The following is a 21,316-nucleotide window of genomic DNA, read 5'->3' as shown; positions in this document are numbered from 1 at the left end:
GTGGCTACGGCCTGGATGCGCCGCTGCGCGCATATTTTGGCAGACGCAGGCCCCAGATCAGGGCAGCGGCGCGCAGCGCGAACGCAGCGGCGATGGCCAGTGGCATCGCCGCCTGCACCGGCACACCCGCGGTTGTCAGTGTCGCATAGCCGACGGCACCCAGCAGGCATGCCGTGACATAGATCTCCGGACCCAGAAGAATCGGAATCCTGTTCATGAGGGTATCGCGGAGCAGCGAGCCAAAGCTTGCCGACATCACCCCCATCACAACCGCAACCACTCCCGCCGCACCGGCATCCAGGGCCTTGGCCGCGCCCAGCACCGAAAATAGGGCGAGACCGGCACCGTCGGCCCAGAGCAGAACACGCTGCGCGGACTGCAGAAAGGGCGCCAGAAACCAGGTCGCGACTGATGCGCCAATACAGACCCAGAGGTATTCAACGCTTGCGATCCAGAACACCGGACCTGACTGGAGCAGCAGATCGCGCACCGTACCGCCGCCAATGCCGGTCAACGTTCCGAACAGAATGAAGCCAAGCATGTCGAGCTTTTCCTCGGCGGCGGCAAGGGCACCGCTGACGGCAAACACAGCGACGGCGATAAGATCAAAATAGCTGACGAGTCCCGGCATTCCTGTCTTTCCCTGACAATTTGTTCATTGCCAGAGCTTAACGCACTTAATACCGTTCACGCCGCCTGGCGAGGCAGTCTATACTGAAAACGGCAACGGATTCCCAGACTTCACGGTGGTGCGTCAATGCAAGACGGTCAGCGCGCGGATGTTCGTCTGCAGGGCACACTGCTGCTCATGCTGGCGGCGCTACTGCTGGCTCTGCCAGCTTCAGGCTTGTCTGCAACCGTTCGCGTCGGTGTCTATGCAAACGAGCCCAAACTCATGCTCGGCACAGACGGGCGATTATCCGGCATTTTTGGTGAACTGCTGCAGGAGATAGCGGATCGTGAGCAGTGGCTGCTGCAGCCTGTGGGATGCGCCTGGGAGGCGTGTCTCGAGCTGCTGGAAGACAGCGCTATCGATCTACTGCCTGATGTCGCTATCAACGCCGACCGCGCCAGCCGCTTCAGCTTTCACCAGCGCCCGGCGCTGCACAGCTGGTCACAGATTTTCAGTGCGACAGCCAGCGTCTACACGTCGCCAACCCAGCTCAGCGGAACCCGCATTGCTGTCCTCGGCAACAGCATCCAGCAGGGCTACCTCGAAGAGCTCGCCTCCGGCTTCGGCCTCGACATCGACATTCTCACGGCGAGCAGCTTCGAGATGGCCTTCGATCTCGTGCGGTCCGGCGCCGCTGACCTGGCAGTCAGCAATCACCTGTACGGCAACCTCCACGCGGTGCGCTACGGCCTGCACCCGACAACCATCATCTTCCAGCCAAGCCGCCTGTTTTTCGCCGCCCCGCCGGACAGCGGGCAGGCCATGCTGGCGCGCATCGATGACTGGCTGGAGCGCTGGACGGCGGCGCCGGAATCCCCCTATTACGCCATCATGCAGCGCTGGGGCAGTTATTCAGCACCGCAGGCGCGTTCTCCGCTGCTGCTGTGGGGCGCGATTGTCCTCGGGATACTGCTACTGCTTGTTCTCGCCATTGCGCTGCGGCTCAACCGCCAGGTAAAGCACCGTAGCGCAGCTCTCGCAGAAAGCCGGTACCGGCTCCGAGAGACACTGAATTTCGACCGGCTGACCGGGCTGCCCAACCGGCATCAGCTGCTCGAGCGCCTGAAGAAATGCCTCATCGCCGCCCGCCATGGGGGCCGCGATGGTGCCGTGCTGCATATTGATCTCGATAATTTCCGCGATCTCAACGATGCCCACGGCCATGAAACCGGTGATCTTCTGCTGAGCGCTGTCGCGGAAAGGCTGCTTGATCTGCCGATCCGCCACTTCACAGCGGCCCGCGTTGACGGCGATTCCTTCATCCTGCTGATCGAGGGCCTGCCGGCCGAAAGGGCCGTGGCTCAGCAGCGGGTGGAGGAGGCGGTGCAGTCGGTGCAGCAGGCCCTTCAGGCATCCTTTCAGCTGCACAACACCGCCTACCATGGCAGCGCCTGTATCGGTGTGGTCATGTTTTCCGACGTGGGCTACGACGCGCGCGAGCTGCTCAAGAGTGCAGAGCTTGCCATGTATGAGGCAAAGGCGGATGGGCGCGACAGCCTGCGTTTCTTCAACGCCGACATGCAGGACCAGGTCCACCAGCGCGCAGAGCTGGCAAGCGCCATTTATCGAGCGCTGGAGAACGATGAATTCACGCTCTGGTACCAGCCCCAGTACGACGCGCAGGGGAAGATCCTGGGTATGGAGTCGCTGGTGCGGTGGGAGCATCCCGTCAAGGGCGTGATCATGCCGGGTGTCTTCATCCCCGCTTCCGAAGCGAACGGCCTGATACTGCGCCTCGGCAACCGGATTCTCTTCAAGGCCTGCACCCAATTGGCGGCGTGGTCGACCCATCCTCTGCTCGGTGGGCTGACCGTAGCGGTCAACGTCAGCGCGAGCCAGCTGCACAATGATGCCTTCGTCGACGATGTCTGCCGTATCCTGGATGAGACCGGCGCCAATGCCAATCTGCTGGAGCTGGAGCTGACGGAAACCCTCCTCGTGCGAAATGTGGAGGAAGCCATTGTGAAAATGGGTCGTCTGCGCGAACGTGGCGTGCGCTTTTCCCTGGACGACTTCGGGACAGGCTATTCCTCCATGAACTATCTCAAGCGGCTGCCGCTGGAGAAACTCAAGATAGACAGGAGCTTTGTCCGCGATCTGCTCACCGACCCCAACGATGCAGCCATCGTCCGCACCATCGTCGCGCTGGGAGAGAGCCTGGGTCTTGCCGTTATCGCCGAGGGCGTGGAAACTGCCGCGCAACGCGATATGCTAGCGACCTCCGGTTGCTGCCTGTACCAGGGTTATCTTTTCAGCCACCCGGTGCCTGCGGCTGAACTGGAGGCAGGCATGACCCACACTCCGTAAAACGATCAGGACACTCCACGCATGCAAAACGGCCTCGGCACCCTTTTTACTGTCTCGGCACCCAGCGGCGCGGGCAAGACCAGCCTGCTCGAGGCGCTGGTCGGGCGCAGCCGAGATCTGCAGGTTTCTGTCTCCCACACCACGCGGCCACAGCGCAACGGCGAACGCGACGGCATCAACTATCACTTCGTTGATCGAGCAACCTTCCAGGCCATGCTGGCGGAAGATGCCTTTCTGGAGCACGCAGAGGTGTTCGGCAACTACTACGGCACATCTGCCAGGTGGGTCAATGACAAGCTGGCCAGCGGGATCGACGTCATCCTCGAAATCGACTGGCAGGGGGCCGGACAGGTCAAGCAACTGCTGCCCGGCACACAGTCGATTTTCATACTGCCCCCATCGCGTGAGACGCTTCACGAGCGCCTGACGGGGCGGGGCCAGGACGATGAAGAAACCATTTCGCGACGAATGTCACAGGCCGTGTCCGAGATGTCGCATTACGTCGACTACGATTACCTGGTGGTAAATGCCGATTTCGAGCAGGCCGTCGAGGATCTGGCGTGTATTATCGCCTCCCAGCGGCTGCGCATGTCCTCCCAGGCGGCGCGCCACACCCGGTTGCTGCAGCGGCTGCTGCAAACCTGAATTCCACTGGACGGATTACCGGCCGCTTCCTGTATAATGGTGAGTTCTCTGGCCGGTTCTGCGGTCGATCCACAGTGAATTCCACCGCAGACACACAACTTATCCACAGGATGACAATATGGCACGCGTAACCGTAGAAGACTGTCTGGACAACGTCGACAACCGCTTTGAGCTCGTGATGGTGGCGAGCAAGCGCGCACGTCAGCTGGCGACCGGCGGCAAGGACCCCATGGTACAGGAAGAGTCCGACAAGCCCACCGTGATCGCACTGCGCGAAATAGCCGAGGGTTTCATTACGCGTGAGCTGCTGACCCGCGAAGAAGAGATGGACGCGGAAGATGAACTCGCAGAGGTCATGGCGCACGACGAGGCGCCAGACCTGTAACGTGAGTCCGGCGGTGTGATATGCAGACCATCGACGCCCTCGACGGTACACTGAAAAGCTACCTCGAGCCGGAGCAGACCAGGCAGATTCGCCGCGCCTATTACTTCGCCGAACAGGCGCATTTCGGGCAGATCCGCCGCAGCGGTGAGCCCTACGTCACCCATCCACTGGCGGTAGCCAGAATTCTCGCCGACATGCACATGGACCATCAGAGCCTGATGGCTGCCATGCTGCATGACGTCATTGAAGACACCGGCATCAACAAGGCGGCCATCGGCAAGCAGTTCGGTGCGCCGGTGGCAGAGCTGGTGGACGGCGTCAGCAAGCTGACGCAGATGGAATTCGACTCCCTCGAAGAAAAGCAGGCCGAAAACTTCCAGAAGATGGCACTGGCCATGGCGAGGGATATCCGCGTCATCCTGGTCAAGCTCGCGGACCGCCTCCACAACATGCGCACCCTGGGTGTGCTGCCTACCAGCAAGGCGCGGCGCATTGCGCGGGAAACCCTGGAAATCTACGCTCCCATCGCCATGCGACTGGGCATGAACGCCGTACGCATGGAGTTCGAGGATCTGGGTTTCAGCGCGCTGTATCCAATGCGCGCGCGCCGCATTGCCGCTGCCACCCGCAAGGCGCGGGGCAATCGCCGGGAACTGGTGGAAAAAATCACCCACCAGATCGAGTCGAGCCTCGCCCAGGAGGGCCACACGGCAGAGGTGATCGGCCGCGAGAAACACCTGTACAGCATCTACAAGAAAATGCGCTCGAAGAAGAAATCCTTCTCCGAGATCATGGATATTTACGCCTTCCGCGTGATCGTCGATTCCGTGGACACCTGCTACCGCGTCCTCGGCTGCATTCACAGCCTCTACAAACCCGTGCCCGGGGAGTTCAAGGACTACATTGCCATCCCCAAGGCGAATGGCTATCAGTCCCTCCACACCGTCACCATGGGCATGCACGGCGTGCCCATCGAGGTACAGATCCGTACGCGGGAAATGGAGGACATGGCGAACAACGGCATTGCCGCGCACTGGCTGTACAAGAGTGATGGCCAGTCGGCGAACGGCAGTCACGCACGGGCCCGCGAGTGGGTTCAGGGACTGCTCGAGATGCAGCAGCGCGCAGGCAACTCGCTGGAGTTCATCGAGAGCGTCAAGATCGACCTGTTTCCCGACGAAATCTACATCTTTACACCGAAGGGCCGCATTCTCGAGCTGCCGCGGGGTGCAACTGCCGTGGATTTTGCCTATGCCGTGCATACCGATGTCGGCAACCGCTGTGTGGCCTGCCGCATCAATCGCCGGCTGGCGCCCCTGTCGGAACCGCTGGAGAGCGGCCAGACCGTGGAAGTGCTCACCGCCAAGGGCGCGCGTCCCAACCCGGCCTGGTTCAATTACACGGTCACCGCCAAGGCACGAACCAATATCCGGCATTTTCTCAAGCACCAGCGCCGCGAGGATTCCGTTGCCCTCGGCAAGCGGCTGCTGGACAAGACCCTGGCGGGATTTGAAACCGCACTGGACGAATTGCCGGTCCACCTTCTGCAGGAGTACCTTCAACGCCTCGGCTACGCCACCAGCGACGACCTCATGGACGATATTGCCCGCGGAGAGCGCCTGCCAAGCGTGGTCGCACAGCAACTTCTCGGCGAGCCTGTGGATGCGCGCGCCATGGAGACCAGCAATTCCGCCCCGCTGGCCATCCGCGGCACCGAGGGCTTCATGGTGACCTACGCCCGCTGTTGCCGGCCGCTTCCCGGCGACGCCATCGCCGGTTACCTGAGCCCGGAGCGCGGCGTCGTGGTGCACCGCGAGTCCTGCCGCAACCTGGCCGAGGTCCGCGCCAAACCCGAGCGGCTGATCGCCCTGCGCTGGGACGACAGCATTACCGGTGAATTCATCGCCCATCTGCGTGTCGAGGTGGAAAACCGTCGCGGCACGATTGCCGTGATCGCCACCCGGATCAACAGTATGGGCGTCAACATCGAGAAGATTTCCACCGAGGACAAGGACTACCAGTTCACCTACGTTGACCTGGAGGTCCAGGTCAACAACCGGGTGCACCTGGCGCGCATCCTGCGCCGGCTGCGCGGCATCGCCAGCGTACGCCGGGTCAGCCGCCTCAAGAACTGATCCCGGCAAATCATCCCACAACCCCAACGCAGATGGAGAAGGCCGCATGACAAATCGCGCCGTGATATCAACCGATGAAGCCCCGGCAGCTATCGGTCCTTATTCGCAGGCCATCAAGGTCGGCAATATTGTCTGGCTGTCCGGGCAGATACCGCTGGTGCCGGAAACCATGGAGATCGTCGCGGGGGACATCAGCGCACAGGCACGCCAGGTCTTCAGCAACCTTGCGGCGGTGGCCAAGGCCGCCGGCGGTAGCCTGGACGACGCGGTAAAGCTGAATATCTCGCTCACCGACATGAACAATTTCGGCGCCGTGAATGCCGTGATGGAAGAGTTTCTCAACGCACCATTCCCGGCGCGCGCCTGTGTTGCGGTCGCCGCCCTACCGAAAGGTGTGTCCATCGAGGTTGAGGCACAGCTCGCGGTCTGACGGCCCTGCCGATGCCCGGCAATCAGTCAGCGTCACCGGTTTTCTCCGAGCGGCCCTTGGTAGACACCAGGGCGTCCATGATCTCGATCGGCAGGGGAAACACAATCGTCGACGCATTGCCGTTGCTCATGTCGGCCAGAGTCTGCAGGTAGCGCAGCTGCATGGAACCGGAGCTCGCCGACATGACCTGCGCGGCCTGCAGCAGTTTTTCCGACGCCTGCAGCTCGCCTTCGGCGTGGATCACCTTGGCACGACGCTCGCGCTCGGCCTCGGCCTGGCGACCGATCGCGCGCACCATGGACTCGTTCAGGTCCACCTGCTTGATCTCGACGTTCACCACCTTGATGCCCCACTCCTCGGTCTGGGCGTCGATGATGTCCTGAATGTCCGAATTCAGCTTGTCTCGCTCGGACAGCATTTCATCCAGATCATGCTTGCCAAGCACCGAGCGCAGAGTGGTCTGCGCCAGCTGGCTGGTCGCCGCGCCGAAATCCTCCACGCGGATGATGGCACGCTCCGGATCGACGACCCGGAAATACAGCACGGCGTTCACATGCACCGTGACGTTATCCCGGGAAATCACGTCCTGACTCGGCACATCCAGTGTGATAACACGCAGGTCCACCCGGGTCATCTGCTGCACCCCGGGGATGATAATGATCAGGCCCGGCCCCTTGACGCCCTGAAAGCGCCCGAGGAAAAACACCACGCCGCGCTGGTATTCCGGGAGGATACGAATGGCGGCCCCGATAATGAAAACCAGAATCAGCAGCGGAGCCAGGTAGGGGATGAACTGTTCCATGGTGATCTCTCCCGTTATCGATAAGTGGATCGCAGAATCATGCCGTTCCGGCATCCGTGCTGACATGCGCCGTCAGGCCATCGACATGGTGCACGTGCACCTCGGCTCCCGCCACTATGGGCACTCTGCTAATTGCCTGCCAGCGTTCACCCGACAGCATGACATGGCCATGATAGTCGCCATCGGCATCAATGCTGAAGGTATCGACGGCGCGTGCACTGTGCCCCGGCAGGGTCTCCATACCCACCACTGGCTGGCGGCGCCGGAAATTCAGCAGACGGGTGACCATCCACAGCAGAAACCCGGCCGCGACCGCAGCGGTGCCGCCGATGGCCGGCAGCGAGACCCCCCGGTTGCTGCCGTCCATGAGAATAACGGAGCCGGCAACAAACGCCGCCAGACCGCCGAAACCCAGGACACCGAAGCTGGGCATAAAGGCTTCCGCAATGATGAAGGCCAGACCGAGGAATATCAGCGCCAGCCCCGCATAGTTGACTGAAAGCACCTGAAAGGCATACAGCGCGAGAATCAGGCAGGTGACACCGATCACGCCAGGGAACAGGCTGCCGGGGCTCGCCAGTTCGAAAATGATGCCATAGAAGCCGATCAACATGAGAAAGAAGGCAATGTTCGGGTCGGTGATGACGGAGAGGAGGCGGGTGCGCCAGTCGGGATCGACGCGGACCAGCCGCAGGTCGCGCGTGTCGAGGGTTGTCGTGCCGCGCTCAAGATCGACCTCGAGACCATGCAGGCGCGCCAGCAGCACCTCCGTGTTCTCCGCGATGACGTCGATGACGTCGATGGCCAGCGCCTCGGACGCCACCAGGTTGGCCGCGTTACGCACGGCCTCCTCGGCCCAGTCGGCATTGCGCCCGTTGCGCTCGGCCAGTGACCGGATAAGGCTGACGGCATCCTCCAGTACCTTGCGTTCGCTGGCGGAACCGCCGCTCTTTCCCGAGGCATCGTCGTCCTCGTCTTCGTCCGAAGACATGCCAGGCAAGCCCCCCATCTGCACCGGGGTCGCGGAGCCCAGGGTGGTTGCCGGCGCCATGGCCGCGACGTGGCTGGCATAGAGAATATAGGTTCCGGCGCTCGCGGCGCGGGCGCCCTGGGGTGCGACGTAGGTCACCACCGGCACCGGCGAGGCAAGAATCGCCTTGATGATGTCACGGGTGGACGCCATGAGTCCGCCCGGCGTATCCATCTGCAGGATCACGAGCCCGGCACGCTCCTCAGCGGCGCGCGCAATGCCGCGCTGCACATAGTCCATCGTCGCCGGGCCAATGGCACCCTCTACCTGCAGTAACAGCGCCGTGCCCGGCTCTTCGCCATCCTGTGCGCCGGTGAGGGCGACCGCGCCACACAGGACAAGACAGGCAGCCACCACCAAACGCAGCCAGCGCCCACCCTGACTGATGGCGGGCATCAGCATGCTGCCGACCGCTCCTGCTGCAGACCCAGCGCGGCGGCATAGCCGCTGCGATAATCCGGGTAGCGAAGCACAAAACCACTGCTGCGCCATCGCCGGTTGCTGACACGCTTGTGTCCCCTCGAGCCTGGATCTGCAGCGCTGCCCGGGTCCTCCCCGACCGGAACGGACAGGGCCGCCGCGAGCCACCGGTCAACCTCATGCTGCGGTGCAGGATTGTCGTCCACCAGGTTGTAGCAGTCGGCCGGAACCTCACCGCGGGCCTCGCGCTTGATCAGCTCGGCGATGAAACCCGCCACGTCGTCGCGGTGCACGCGATTGCCGTAATGCACGGGGCTCGCAGGACTCAGCTCACCACGCGCGATTCGTGCTGTCAGCCTGGCACTGGCACCGCCATAGAGACCGGCGCAGCGCAGGATCGTGGCAGGATGTCCGGCGTTCAGGAGCTGCCGCTCTGCGGCGACAATCATACCGGCAGGCGAATCGTCATCAGCCACGGGCGCCGATTCATCGACCCAGCCACCGTCATTCTCGGTATAGACGCGGGTGGAGGAGACAAAAAGAATCCGCCGTGGCCGGTGATGGCCGAGGGCTGCCAGCAGGTGCTTCACGGGTGTCAGAAAGCCCCGTTGATAGGCCTCTGAGTCGCGTCCACCGACAGGCTTCAGCGTGAAAACAATGGTGTCGGGCGCCAGCTGCGGCAGGCTCGCGAAAGTGCTGCCACAGGTATAGTCCCCCGCCAGGCTCTCGATGTTGTCGGGCAGGCGCTCGGGATGGCGACACAGACCAATACAGCGGACGGAGGCCGGCAGTGCCGCCGCCGCACGTATCGCCAGATCACCGCAACCGACAAACAGAGCGGTCTGCTCTGCGGTCCTGGTCGCCTGCTTTGTTGTACTCTGCGTCACTGTGAACCCTCTCGAACGGGTATCATCCATCACTATAGCGCGATTGCACCCGCGACCCTGCCAGAATACGGCAGTGGGGGCGGCACGCAAACCGCAAACCACCGAGGCGAGCGTGGCACTGATAGCCCACAAACTCACCGAGCTGCGCGGCGTGGGCCCGAAGCTCGCATCGCGACTGCAGGATTATGGTGTCCACGGCGTGGAGGATCTGCTGTTTCACCTGCCGCTGCGCTACCAGGATCGCACCCGGGTGACGCCGGTGGCGGCCCTGCGACCGGGACAGGAAGCCGTGGTGGAGGGCACCATCAAGCTCTGTGATATCGCCTTTGGCCGCCGCCGCAGCCTGGTGGCAGTACTGCAGGACGGCAGTGGCGCCCTGCTGACGCTGCGTTTCTTTCATTTCAATGCGGCGCAGCGCAACGGACTGCAGCCCGGCTGTCGCGTGCGCTGCTTTGGCCAGGCGCGCCCGGGACGCAGCGGGCTGGAGCTGATCCACCCGGAATACCGTCTCACCGGCGATGCGCCAGCTCCTGTCAACGAGACACTGACGCCGATCTACCCGACAACCGAGGGTATCGGCCAGTTACAGTGGCGAAAACTGTGCGGGCAGGCCGTGGCGCTGTTGCGGAAAAACCCACCGGCTGACCTGCTGGACGGCGTCTGCAAGCTGGACTTCACGCTTGTCGATGCGCTCATCTATCTGCATGCGCCGCCTCCGGACGCGCCGCTGGCGCTGCTGCAGGCTGGCGAGCATCCGGCACAGCTGCGCCTCGCGCTCGAGGAGCTGCTGGCACACCACCTCTCGCTGCAGGCACTGCGACAGCGCGAGCGCCGCAGTGCGGCACCCGCCATGCCGGTCGAATCCCGCGCCGTGTCGCAATTCCTCGCACGGCTGCCGTTTCGACCCACCGGGGCCCAGCAACGGGTGATGCACGAGATAGCGTCGGATCTCGCCAGCGCCAGGCCCATGCTGCGTCTGGTTCAGGGTGACGTGGGCTCGGGGAAGACCCTGGTGGCGGCCGGTGCAGCGCTGCAGGCGATGGCCGCGGGCTACCAGGTGGCCATCATGGCGCCCACGGAAATTCTCGCCGAGCAGCACCTGTCCAGTTTCGGCGCCTGGTTTGCAGAGGACGACATCGACATTGTCTGGCTGAGCGGACGCATCAAGGGACGGGCGCGACAGCAGGCACTGGCGCGTATCGCCGGCGGTCACGCCCCGCTGATCATCGGCACCCACGCGCTGTTCCAGGACGATGTCATCTTCGCCCGCCTGGGTCTGCTGATTATCGATGAACAGCATCGCTTCGGCGTCCACCAGCGACTGCAGCTCAAGGCCAAGGCCAGCGACTGGCGCCCGCACCAGCTGGTGATGACGGCGACGCCGATTCCACGCACGCTGTCCATGGTTGCCTACGCCGACCTCGACTGCTCGGTGATTGACGAGCTGCCGCCGGGTCGCCAGCCGGTCACCACCGTGCTGGTCGACAACCAGCGCCGGGAGAGCGTGATCGAGCGGGTCGCCCATGCCTGCAGCGAGGGTCGCCAGGCGTACTGGGTGTGCACCCTGATTGAGGAAAGCGACGCCCTGCAGGCACAGGCGGCAGAGGCAACCCATGCAGAGCTGGGCGAAACACTGCCTGAGCTGCGTATCGGACTGATTCACGGGCGGCTGCCAGCGACGGAAAAAGCTGCCGTCATGCAGCAGTTCAAGGCCGGCGACTACGATCTCCTGGTGGCGACCACCGTGATCGAGGTCGGTGTCGACGTGCCCCGGGCCAGCCTCATGATCATTGAGAACCCTGAGCGTCTCGGTCTCGCCCAGCTGCACCAGTTGCGCGGTCGCGTCGGTCGCGGCAGCACCGCGAGTCACTGCGTGCTGCTCTATCAGGCCCCGCTCAGCGCCAATGGCCGGGAGCGTCTGCAGGCCATGCGAGAGAGCAGCGACGGCTTTTTCATTGCCGAGAAGGACCTCGCCCTGCGCGGCCCCGGTGAAGTGCTGGGCACGCGGCAGACCGGGCTCATGGATTTTCGTATCGCCCGCCTGCCGGAGCACGACCATCTGCTCGACCACGTGCAGGTGGCGGCCGCCGCGCTGCAGGCACAGCACCCAAAGCGGGTGGCCCCCCTGATCCAGCGCTGGACCGGCAGTCGACAGGTATTTGCCGATGTCTAGCCCGCCGTGCAGCGGTCGGGCGGGGTGCTCACGCTCGCCACGCCTTGCATGCGCGGCAAAGTTGTCGCATTCTCGCGCCTTCGCGTTTGAACACAGATACCGTGGCTTCAAGACATCCGACAACGGCCCTTCGCCTGCCCGTGAATGACAAGCAATGGGCACTGCTGCAGCTGATACGCTGGGACAAACCCATCGGCACACTGCTGCTGCTGTGGCCGACGCTCTGGGCGCTGTGGATTGCGTCAGAGGGCGTGCCGCCGCTCAGCCTGCTGCTCATATTCACCCTGGGCACCTTCCTCATGCGCTCTGCCGGCTGCATTATCAACGATCTCGCGGATCGCAATGTCGATGGCGGAGTCAGCCGCACCGAGTCCCGGCCCCTGGTCACCGGGCAGGTCAGTATCAACGAAGCGGTTATCCTGTTCTGCATGCTCTGCCTGCTGGCCTTCGGGCTGGTACTTATGACCAACTGGCTGACCATCGCGCTCTCCATCCCGGCCCTGTTGCTGGCCTCGACCTATCCGTTCATGAAGCGCTATACCCACCTGCCACAGATCGTACTGGGGCTGGCGTTTTCCTGCGCCATTCCCATGGCTTTTGCGGCGCGACTGGAAGCCCTGCCCCACGGACTCTGGCTGCTGTTCACCGCCAATGTGCTGTGGACCGTGGTCTATGACACGAAGTACGCCATGGTCGACCGGCGCGACGACCTCAAGGTCGGCATCAAGTCGCTGGCCGTACTGCTGGGTGACGCCGACCGCTACGTGATTGCATCGCTGCAGCTGCTGTGCCTGACCGCACTCTATCTGGCGGGAAAACATTTTGGTCTGGGGCTCTACTACAACATCAGCCTGCTTGTGACTGCCGTCCTGTTCGGTTATCACCTGTATCTTATTCGTGACCAGGACGAAGCCGCTTGCTTCCGGGCCTTCAAACACAATCGCTGGGTCGGGATGACCATCTTCCTGGGTATCGCCGCGCACTACGGATTCCCGAACCCCACCTTCTGACGTCGGGTGCCACGCATGTCTGAACTGACGCTCGAAGCGGTCAGCACGCTCTCGTCCATCGCACCCGCCCAGTGGGAAACGCTGCGCAGCAATGACTATCCCTTCCTGCGGCATGATTTCCTGCTCGGACTTGAAAGCACGGGCTGCACAACGGCCGCGTCCGGCTGGCAGCCACACCACCTGGCCGTGCGCCGCGGCAGTACACTGCTCGCCGCGGCACCGGCCTACCTGAAATCCCACTCCTACGGCGAATACGTATTCGACTGGGCCTGGGCAGACGCCTGGCGGCGGATCGGTCTTGATTACTATCCCAAGCTGGTGACGGCAATACCCTTCACTCCCGCCACCGGACCACGGGTGATGCATGCGCAGGAACTGGATGCCGCGGAAACCTGGTCCATCCTTCTGCAGGGTGTACAGGCGCTGGCGCAACAGCAGCGGCTGTCATCCTGGCATATCCTGTTTCCCGAGCCGGACGTGGCGGAGCTGCTTGAATCATTGGGTCTGCATACGCGCCACGCCGTGCAATTCCACTGGTTCAACCGAAATTACCGCGATTTCGATGATTTTCTCGCCACTTTCAGCAGCCGCAAGCGCAAGGCCCTGCGGCGGGAGCGGCGGCGGGTCACAGAGCAGGGCATTGCGCTGCGCACGCTCACCGGTGACGAGATCAGCGCCGCTGACTGGCAGACCTTTCACCGCTTCTACCAGCTCACCTACGCCAAGCGCAGTGGTCACGGCGGCTACCTCACCCGGGAATTCTTCACCCGCACCGCCGCGGGCCTCGGTGCCCAGGTGGTCATGGTGCTGGCAGAGCAGGGGGGGCGCGACATTGCCGGCGCACTGTATTTCCGCTCCGGCGATACCCTGTTCGGGCGCTACTGGGGCTGTGAGGAAGAGCTGGACTGTCTGCACTTCGAAGCCTGTTACTACCGCGGCATCGAATACTGCATCGAGCAGGGGCTGCAGCGTTTCGATCCCGGCGCCCAGGGCGAGCACAAGATACAGCGCGGGTTCGAGCCGACGCGCACACTCTCAAGCCACTGGATCGCACACCCGGAGCTGTCCCGGGCCGTTGGCGATTTCACCCGGGAAGAACAGGTTCACGTGGAAACCTATCGTCGCGAGGCCGCGACATTGCTGCCCTTTCGCGCCGAGGGCAGCTAGGCCTGCCTGCGCCGCCAGATGATCAATCGATTGTTTGCCGGCATGGCGTGATCGGCCTGTCGCCTGAAACCCGCCGCCTCAGCGAGACTGTCGACAGCCTCGAAATCGCGGATGCCGCTGTGAGCTGAGCGCGCCCGCAGGGAAGCGTCGAACTGCGCGTTGCTCGGGGACGTAGGCTTCCCGTCGTAATTGAAAGGACCGTACACCACCAGACGACATCCGTCAGGGGCGTGCCGGTGGAGTCCCTGGAAAAACGCCTCCACCGCCGACATCGCCATGATATGCAGGGTGTTGGCGGTAAAGACGGCGTCGGGCACCGGCAGCGGCCAGGGCGCGTCGGAGACGTCCAGGGGTTGTGGCGCCAACAGGTTATCGAGCGCGCTGGCAGCGCAGCGCGGCGCAAGCGTTGCCAGCGACTGCGGGATCTCCGTTGGCTGCCAGGTCAGCCACGGCAGGTGGCTCGCGAACCACAGCGCATGCTGGCCCGTGCCCGAACCGATTTCCAGAACGCCGCGAACGCCGTCGGCAAATTCCTGCCGCAAATGCGCCAGAATGGTGTCCTTGTTGTTTTCGCAGGCGGGGGAAAAGGGCAGGTGGTCCATGCTCACTCGGGGGTATCGCGGGTGAATACCCACTCCTTCGCGGTCGATTCTTTCGCACTGTAGCGATAGCCCCCGACCCGGTATTTCTTCAGGCCCTCGGGGTCATCAAGACCATTCTCGATGATGTATCGCGCCATCTGTCCCCGGGCTTTTTTGGCGTAAAAGCTGATCACCCGATATTTCCCGCTCTTCAGGTCCCGGAACACCGGCGTGATCACCTCGGCATTCAACGCCCCGGTGGAAACCGCCTTGAAATACTCGTTGGACGCCAGATTGAGAAGCACCGCGCTGCCGGTTTTCTTCAGCTGCCGGTTCAAACTCGCGGCGATGGACTCGCCCCAGAACTGGTAAAGATTGGCACCGCCACTGTTGGCAAACTTCAGCCCCATTTCCAGCCGATACGGCTGCATGAGGTCCAGCGGACGCAAAACACCATACAGGCCGGACAGAATTCTCAGGTGTTTCTGCGCAAAAGTGAGCTCTGCGGCGCTAAGGGTTTCTGCTTGAAGCCCGGTGTAGACATCGCCCTTGAACGCCAGCAGCGCCTGCCTGGCGTTGTCGAGATCGAACGGTTGCTGCCAGTTCATGAAGCGCCGATGGTTGAGATCCGCAATGTTCTCACTGACGCCCATGAGTCCACGGATATCGTCCGGCGACAGCTGGCGCGCGTCGTCCACCAACGTTGCCGCCTGCTCAATGAACTCGGGCTGGGTTGCCTTGCGGGTGGTGGGGGGCGTCTCGAAGTCCAGGGTCTTGGCAGGGGAAATCACGGTCAGCATGTCACAGGCTCCTTGTAGCGGACGCCGCGCGTGAGCGCGCATGGCCTTCGGCGGCAACAGCGGTCTATGATAACCTCCGCTCCAATAATCAAAAAGGTCACAGCGCATCATGTCAGCGAGCCGGCGCCTGGTGAGTGCCATCGATACCTTCACCGAATGGACAGGAAAGATCATCGCCTGGCTGGCAGCGGCCATGGCAGTGCTCACCACCGTGGTCGTGGTAATGCGCTACGGCTTCAGCACCGGCTCCATCGCGGGACAGGAAGCGGTGACCTATCTGCATGCAACACTGTTCATGCTCGGTGCTGCCTATGCCCTGAAAACCGACGCCCACGTTCGCGTCGATATCTTTTACCGACGCTTCAGCCCGACCGCACAGGCATGGGTCAACGCTCTGGGTGGCATTGTTTTTCTGCTGCCACTTTGCCTCCTGATCATGATGATCAGCAGCGACTATGTGCGGCAGGCCTGGCGCATCCGGGAAATCTCCATGGATTCCGGCGGCATTCCCGCCGTTTTCCTGCTGAAGTCACTGATACCGGCCATGGCACTGACCCTGCTGCTGCAGGGCATTGCCGAGATTCTGCGCAATCTGGCGCGGCTGCAGCAGGATGCCGCCCGCTGATGGAGGGAACGCTGTCCCTGTGGCTGTTTGCCGCCGTCTGCGTGTTGCTGATGCTCGGCTACCCGGTGGCGTTCACGCTGGCGGGCACCGCCCTTATGTTTGCCGCAGGGGGCATTATCGCCGGCGTTTTCGACGCCAGTTTTCTCAGTGCGCTGCCGTCACGCCTGTTCGGCACCATGAGCAACTCCACGCTGATCGCCGTGCCGCTGTTCGTGCTGATGGGCGTCATCCTGGAACGGTCCCGGGTCGCAGAGGAACTGCTGGACAACATGTCCCGGCTGCTCGGTGGCCTGCGCGGCGGCCTCGCGCTCTCGGTCATCCTCGTGGGCATGCTGCTGGCGGCCAGCACCGGCATCGTCGGCGCCACGGTCGTCACAATGGGGCTGCTGTCACTGCCGATCATGCAGCGCGCGGGCTACAGCCCGGCGGTAGCCACCGGCACCATCTGTGCGACCGGCACCCTGGGCCAGATTATCCCGCCATCCATCGCCCTGGTCCTGCTGGGCGACATCATTTCCAGCGCCTACCAGCAGGCGCAGCTGTCGATGAATGTCTTCAATCCGAAGACAGTTTCGGTCGGCGACCTCTTCATTGGCGCCATCATCCCCGGCATGCTGCTGGTGGCGCTGTATGCATTGTTCATTCTGGGGCTCGCCTGGCTGAGGCCCGGCCTCATGCCCGCCGCAGAACGCCAGAGTTTCGACCTGTGGGCGCTGATCAAGGGGCTGGTGCCGCCGCTGTTGCTTATCGGCGTGGTGCTCGGCTCCATCCTCGCCGGTGCCGCGACGCCGACCGAGGCGGCGGGCGTCGGCGCCTTCGGCGCCTGGCTGCTGGCATCACTGAAGCATGAAATGGGTCTGGCGCGGCTGCGGGAAGTCCTGCAGAGCACCCTCAAGATCACGGCGATGGTGTTTATGATCCTGATTGGCGCCGCCGTCTTTTCCCTCGTTTTCCGCGGCTTCGGCGGTGAGGAACTGATCCACCGTTTTCTGTCCGGGATGCCGGGCGGCGTATTTGGCGCCACGCTTGTCGTCATGCTGATTATCTTCCTGCTGGGTTTCATTCTGGATTTCATAGAGATCACCTTCGTCGTGGTGCCTATCGTCGGCCCGATCCTGCTGGCCATGGGCGTGGACCCGGTGTGGCTTGGCATCATGATCGCAATCAATCTGCAGACATCTTTCCTCACGCCACCCTTCGGCTTTGCCCTTTTCTATCTGCGCGGGGTTGCCGATGACGCCATACCGACCCTGAGCATTTATCGCGGCGTGATACCCTTTATTGTGATTCAATTGCTCGTGATCGCCCTGCTGTGGCGCTGGCCGCAGCTGGCCACCTGGCTGCCAGAGCAGCTGAATCCCTGACAACCTGAGCGACCGCCGTCATGAACGATATTGATTCCACACCGACGCCGCAGGGTGAACTGGCCCTGCAGACCATCGCCATGCCGAAGGATACCAACGCCAGCGGCGATATCTTTGGTGGCTGGCTGCTGTCACAGATGGATCTCGCCGGGGCCATCACCGCCCGGGAGGTCGCCGGCGGTCGCGTCGCGACGGTCGCCATCGAGGGCATGGCCTTTATCACCCCGGTACACGTGGGCGCCGTCGTGACCTGCTACTGCGACGTGATCGAAATCGGTCGCAGCTCCATCCGTATTGTGGTGGAGGTGTGGATAGACTCACCCCACGATGGCGAACCGATCAAGGTCACCGAGGGCGAGTTCATTTTTGTGGCGATTGACGACAAGCGTCGCACGCGCACCATCAGTCGGAAGGGTTGACGCCGGGAATGGTTTCTCCGTAAGCCCGCGACCGGGCGTTGATATAGCCCTGCTCGGAAATGCGGTGGTAGGCGCGCACATCATCGTGAAAGCGATTAAACGACTCATACACCTTGCGCGCCATGCGATCGCTCTCGACCAGCCGCTGCATGACGGTGCGGCTGTTCTGGTACAGCGCATCCAGCACGTCCTCGGGCAGTTCACGCAGGGTGGCACCGTGCTCGTCGATCAGTGTTCGCAGTGATGCGTTGTTGCGCGCCGTTGCCTCATCCAGCATGTCCTGGTTGGTGGCGCGGGCCGCATAGCGCACGATCGCCTGCAGGTCCTCGGGGAGGGAAAGCAGCGCTTCCCGGTTGACGATGAACTCCAGCATCGCGCCAGGCTCGTGCCAGCCGGGATAGTAGTAATATTTCGCGACCTCCTGCAGCCCGAGCGCCGCGTCGTTGTAGGGCCCCACCCATTCCACCGCGTCAATCACCCCGGTCTGCATGGAGGTATAGATCTCGCCACCGGGAATATTGACGGCGGTCCCGCCGGCGGCAGTGAAGACTTCCCCGGCAAGTCCGGGTATGCGCATTTTCAGGCCCTTCAGGTCTTCGGCCGAGTTGAGCTCCCGATTGAACCAGCCGGCCATCTGCACGCCGGTACTGCCACCGGCGAAGGGCACCACGCCAAAGGGCGCATAGGTCTCCCGCCACAGTGCCTCGCCACCGCCGTAGTGCAGCCAGCCGTTCATCTCCTGCGCGGTCATGCCGAAGGGAACCGCCGTGAAGAATACCGCAGCGGGAATCTTGCCCTTCCAGTAGTAGGAAGCGCCGTGCCCCACCTGGGCCACACCGCCGGACACCGCATCGAATACGCCCATCGCGGGCACGATTTCTCCGGCGCCATAGACGCGCACCGTGAGCCGGCCTCCGCTCATTTCCCTGACCATGCGGGCGAAGGTTTCCGGCGCTTTGCCCAGCCCGGGCAGATTCTTAGGCCAGGTGGTCACCAGTTTCCACTGATACTCGCGACCGGCATAGGCACTGCCGCCGTCACCCCCGGCGTCCGGCCGCGTGGCGCGGTCCTTTGCCCACAGGCCGACCACCAGTACCAGGGCGCCGATCAGCGCAAGAATGATCACGGGTTGTAATCGCTGACTTACCATCTGGCTACCGTTGTTGATTGTTATCGAATGGGCGTCCGGCGCCCCGGCGGCTACATGGCTTGCAGCTTTGCGTACTGCAGGACGAGCCACTTGCTGCCCTCGGCATCGAAGTTCACCTCGACCCGCGCGCTGCCGCCTCGGCCCTCGAAGTTTAACACGACACCTTCGCCGAAAGTCGGGTGCAGTACCCGCTGCCCCAGGCTGTAGCCGCTGTCCGGTATGGCTGCGTGGGATAACGCGCTCACCGGCCGGCTCAGCCCCGCCTGTAGACGCACCTCGTGGAGCAGCTCCGGGGGAATCTCACGAATGAAGCGCGACGGCGGATTATACGACTCGCTGCCATGTATACGGCGGGTTTCCGCGTAAGTGATCACCAGCTTTTGCATAGCGCGCGTGATACCGACGTAGCACAGCCGGCGCTCCTCCTCGAGCCGCCCGGGCTCTTCCAGCGACATGCGGTGTGGGAACAGGTTCTCCTCCATGCCGGCCAGGAAAACCAGCGGGAATTCCAGCCCCTTGGCCGAGTGCAGCGTCATCAGCTGGACGCTGTCCTCGTGGGCTTCGGCCTGGTTGTCGCCGGCGTCGAGGGCGGCATTATCGAGAAACTGCTGCAGCGGCGACAGCTCGTCATCCACTGCCATGAACTGCCGCCCGGCGGTCACCAGTTCCTCGAGGTTCTCCACACGTGCCTGGCCCTTTTCGCCCTTTTCCTTCGCGTACAGCTGCAGCAGGCCCGAGGCCTCGATCACGCGCTCGGTGAGTGCCTCCAGCGTCATGTCATCGGTGCCGCTGTCGAGCTCATCCACCAGCACGCGAAAGCCTTCGAGGGCAGCGAGAGCCCGCGCCGGCAGCATCTTCTCCTCGCCCACAATGGCCATGGCCTGCCACAGCGAAACATCGCGCTCTCTGGCCAGGGAACGCAGGGTGTCCAGTGTCTTGCCGCCGATACCGCGGGGCGGGGTGTTGATGACACGCTCCATCGCCGCATCGTCGCCGCGGTTGACCAGCAGGCGCATGTAGGCCATGGCGTTGCGGATTTCCATACGCTCGTAAAAGCGTTGGCCGCCATAAATCCGGTAGGGAACCGCCGCACGGATGAGCGCTTCTTCCAATACCCGTGACTGGGCGTTGGAGCGGTAAAGTATGGCTGCGGAGGAGCGCGCATTGCCCTGCCTCAGCCAGTCCTCCAGCTGGTCGACAATGAAGCGCGCCTCGTCCTGCTCATTGAAGCCCGCGTAGAGCTGCAGCGGGTCACCGCCTTCACCCGCGGTCCACAGCTCCTTGCCGAGGCGGCCGCTGTTGTGGGCGATGACGCCATTGGCGGCCTGCAGAATGGTCTGCGTAGAGCGGTAGTTCTGCTCCAGCCGGACGACCCGCGTGCCGGCGAAATCCTCGCCGAAGCGCTGGATGTTCTCGATGCGCGCACCGCGCCATCCGTAGATGGACTGGTCGTCGTCACCCACCGCTACCACGGGGATGCTGCCGCCGGACAGCACCCGCAGCCAGGCATACTGAATGGTGTTGGTGTCCTGAAACTCGTCCACCAGGATCTGCCGGAAGCGCTGCTGGTAATGCGCCAGAACGTCGGGCTTTTTTAGCCACAGCTCGTGCGCCCGCAGCAGGAGCTCGGCAAAATCCACCAGTCCCCCACGCTCACAGGCAGCCTCGTAGGCCGCGTAGATCTGCCGCATGGTCTGCTGGAAGAGATCACCAGGGGCGGGCTCTATGTGCGCCGCGCGCAGCCCCTCATCCTTCTGTGCATTGATGAACCACTGCGCCTGCCGCGGCGGCCAGCGCGACTCGTCGAGCTGCAGCTCGCGGCAGACGCGCTTGATCAGGCGCAACTGATCGTCACTGTCGAGTATCTGGAAGTTCTGCACGAGACCGGCATCCTGCCAGTGCGCCTTCAATAACCGGTGTGCCAGCCCGTGAAAGGTGCCGACCCACATGCCATGGGCGGGAATGGCCAGCATTTCCTCAATGCGGCCACGCATCTCGCGCGCGGCCTTGTTGGTGAAGGTGACCGCCAGAATGGTCTGCGGCGACAGACCCTCGGCCCGGATCAGCCAGGCGATGCGATGCACCAGAACACGGGTCTTGCCACTGCCGGCGCCCGCCAGCACCAGCAGGTTGCCGCTGTCGGCTGCGACGGCATCGCGCTGTGCATCGTTCAGGGGAGAGAGTATGTCGGTAACGTCCATGCGCGCATTCTAGCCCAGTTGTCCGGCGCGCTCACGGATTCACTGGCATCGCTGCGCAATGCATTGGCGTGGGCAGCGGGAAAACCCTCTGGTACCATCTGACGCCAAGGCG

At 63.1% G+C, this 21,316-nt stretch carries 19 protein-coding genes; 11 read left to right on the top strand and 8 right to left on the bottom strand.

All coding sequences use genetic code 11. From position 1 onward, the window contains the following. Nucleotides 1-4: 4 nt before the first annotated feature. Nucleotides 5-631, bottom strand: coding sequence for a trimeric intracellular cation channel family protein (locus EV688_RS15195; RefSeq protein ID WP_117319253.1), 627 nt, complete (start codon nt 629-631; stop codon nt 5-7). Nucleotides 632-757: 126 nt separating this feature from the next. On the opposite strand from EV688_RS15195, the gene EV688_RS15190 reads away from it, so the two are divergent. The 5 genes from EV688_RS15190 (at nt 758) to EV688_RS15170 (ending at nt 6,575) form a co-directional block, all read left to right on the top strand. Then, nucleotides 758-2,980, top strand: coding sequence for a putative bifunctional diguanylate cyclase/phosphodiesterase (locus EV688_RS15190; protein ID WP_205686712.1), 2,223 nt, complete (start codon nt 758-760; stop codon nt 2,978-2,980). A 21-nt stretch (nt 2,981-3,001) separates the two neighbouring features. Further along, complete coding sequence (gene gmk, locus EV688_RS15185) at nt 3,002-3,625, top strand: guanylate kinase (RefSeq protein WP_117319254.1); 624 nt, start codon at nt 3,002-3,004, stop codon at nt 3,623-3,625. 118 nt (nt 3,626-3,743) lie between these two features. Next, nucleotides 3,744-4,010 (top strand): DNA-directed RNA polymerase subunit omega, encoded by a 267-nt coding sequence (rpoZ, locus tag EV688_RS15180; RefSeq protein ID WP_117319255.1) that lies wholly within the window; start codon nt 3,744-3,746, stop codon nt 4,008-4,010. Nucleotides 4,011-4,030: 20 nt separating this feature from the next. Then, nucleotides 4,031-6,145 (top strand): bifunctional GTP diphosphokinase/guanosine-3',5'-bis pyrophosphate 3'-pyrophosphohydrolase, encoded by a 2,115-nt coding sequence (gene spoT / locus EV688_RS15175; protein ID WP_117319256.1) that lies wholly within the window; start codon nt 4,031-4,033, stop codon nt 6,143-6,145. Nucleotides 6,146-6,191: 46 nt separating this feature from the next. After that, nucleotides 6,192-6,575: a RidA family protein gene (locus EV688_RS15170; RefSeq protein WP_117319257.1), complete on the top strand. Its 384-nt coding sequence runs from the start codon at nt 6,192-6,194 to the stop codon at nt 6,573-6,575. 22 nt (nt 6,576-6,597) lie between these two features. Here EV688_RS15170 and EV688_RS15165 read toward each other — a convergent pair whose 3' ends face one another. From EV688_RS15165 to EV688_RS17760, 3 genes are read right to left on the bottom strand one after another with little or no spacing between them, the layout of a single operon-like run. Beyond that, a complete protein-coding gene (locus EV688_RS15165; protein ID WP_117319258.1) occupies nt 6,598-7,377 on the bottom strand; it encodes a slipin family protein in 780 nt (259 codons plus the stop codon). Nucleotides 7,378-7,414: 37 nt separating this feature from the next. After that, the gene (locus EV688_RS15160) at nt 7,415-8,809 is read right to left on the bottom strand and encodes an NfeD family protein (RefSeq protein WP_117319259.1); all 1,395 of its coding nucleotides are present in this window, start codon (nt 8,807-8,809) and stop codon (nt 7,415-7,417) included. After that, nucleotides 8,803-9,714, bottom strand: coding sequence for an NAD(P)H-binding protein (locus EV688_RS17760; protein ID WP_162883981.1), 912 nt, complete (start codon nt 9,712-9,714; stop codon nt 8,803-8,805). The genes EV688_RS15160 and EV688_RS17760 overlap by 7 nt, the downstream gene beginning before the upstream one ends. Nucleotides 9,715-9,787: 73 nt before the next feature. Between EV688_RS17760 and recG the strand changes: the two genes are divergently transcribed. The 3 genes from recG (at nt 9,788) to EV688_RS15140 (ending at nt 14,064) form a co-directional block, all read left to right on the top strand. Continuing rightward, a complete protein-coding gene (recG, locus tag EV688_RS15150; protein ID WP_276309900.1) occupies nt 9,788-11,887 on the top strand; it encodes an ATP-dependent DNA helicase RecG in 2,100 nt (699 codons plus the stop codon). Between the two features lie 101 nt (nt 11,888-11,988). Next, nucleotides 11,989-12,897, top strand: coding sequence for a 4-hydroxybenzoate octaprenyltransferase (gene ubiA, locus EV688_RS15145; protein WP_240624435.1), 909 nt, complete (start codon nt 11,989-11,991; stop codon nt 12,895-12,897). A gap of 15 nt (nt 12,898-12,912) precedes the next feature. Beyond that, the gene (locus tag EV688_RS15140; protein WP_117319261.1) at nt 12,913-14,064 is read left to right on the top strand and encodes a GNAT family N-acetyltransferase; all 1,152 of its coding nucleotides are present in this window, start codon (nt 12,913-12,915) and stop codon (nt 14,062-14,064) included. Here EV688_RS15140 and EV688_RS15135 read toward each other — a convergent pair. Then, nucleotides 14,061-14,666, bottom strand: coding sequence for a DUF938 domain-containing protein (locus tag EV688_RS15135; protein WP_117319262.1), 606 nt, complete (start codon nt 14,664-14,666; stop codon nt 14,061-14,063). The two genes, EV688_RS15140 and EV688_RS15135, sit on opposite strands and share 4 nt — an antisense overlap. A gap of 2 nt (nt 14,667-14,668) precedes the next feature. Continuing rightward, entirely contained in the window at nt 14,669-15,445 is a 777-nt protein-coding gene (gene yaaA / locus EV688_RS15130; protein WP_117319263.1) for a peroxide stress protein YaaA, read from the bottom strand. Nucleotides 15,446-15,554: 109 nt separating this feature from the next. Between yaaA and EV688_RS15125 the strand changes: the two genes are divergently transcribed. Genes EV688_RS15125 through EV688_RS15115 form a run of 3 tightly spaced genes read left to right on the top strand, consistent with a single transcriptional unit; the run spans nt 15,555 to nt 17,853 of the window. Then, complete coding sequence (locus tag EV688_RS15125; protein WP_117319264.1) at nt 15,555-16,070, top strand: TRAP transporter small permease subunit; 516 nt, start codon at nt 15,555-15,557, stop codon at nt 16,068-16,070. Next, on the top strand, nt 16,070-17,434 hold the full coding sequence (locus tag EV688_RS15120) for a TRAP transporter large permease (protein WP_117319265.1): 1,365 nt from the start codon (nt 16,070-16,072) through the stop codon (nt 17,432-17,434). Before EV688_RS15125 ends, EV688_RS15120 begins: the two co-directional genes overlap by 1 nt. Nucleotides 17,435-17,454: 20 nt before the next feature. Next, the gene (locus EV688_RS15115; protein ID WP_117319266.1) at nt 17,455-17,853 is read left to right on the top strand and encodes an acyl-CoA thioesterase; all 399 of its coding nucleotides are present in this window, start codon (nt 17,455-17,457) and stop codon (nt 17,851-17,853) included. On the opposite strand, the gene EV688_RS15110 is transcribed toward EV688_RS15115, so the two are convergent. Both EV688_RS15110 and uvrD read right to left on the bottom strand, forming a co-directional pair. Then, nucleotides 17,837-19,003 carry a TRAP transporter substrate-binding protein gene (locus tag EV688_RS15110; protein WP_117319267.1) on the bottom strand — a complete coding sequence of 389 codons (1,167 nt, stop codon included), beginning with the start codon at nt 19,001-19,003 and terminating at the stop codon, nt 17,837-17,839. The two genes, EV688_RS15115 and EV688_RS15110, sit on opposite strands and share 17 nt — an antisense overlap. A 50-nt stretch (nt 19,004-19,053) precedes the next feature. Further along, nucleotides 19,054-21,204, bottom strand: a complete 2,151-nt coding sequence (gene uvrD, locus EV688_RS15105) for a DNA helicase II (protein WP_117319268.1) — start codon at nt 21,202-21,204, stop codon at nt 19,054-19,056. Between the last annotated feature and the right edge of the window lie 112 nt (nt 21,205-21,316).

This window comes from Chromatocurvus halotolerans (assembly GCF_004340525.1).
In the GTDB taxonomy this organism is placed as follows: domain Bacteria; phylum Pseudomonadota; class Gammaproteobacteria; order Pseudomonadales; family Halieaceae; genus Chromatocurvus; species Chromatocurvus halotolerans.
The sequence above is the reverse complement of the archived record's forward strand: the minus strand, read 5'-3'. Positions and strand labels throughout refer to the sequence as shown.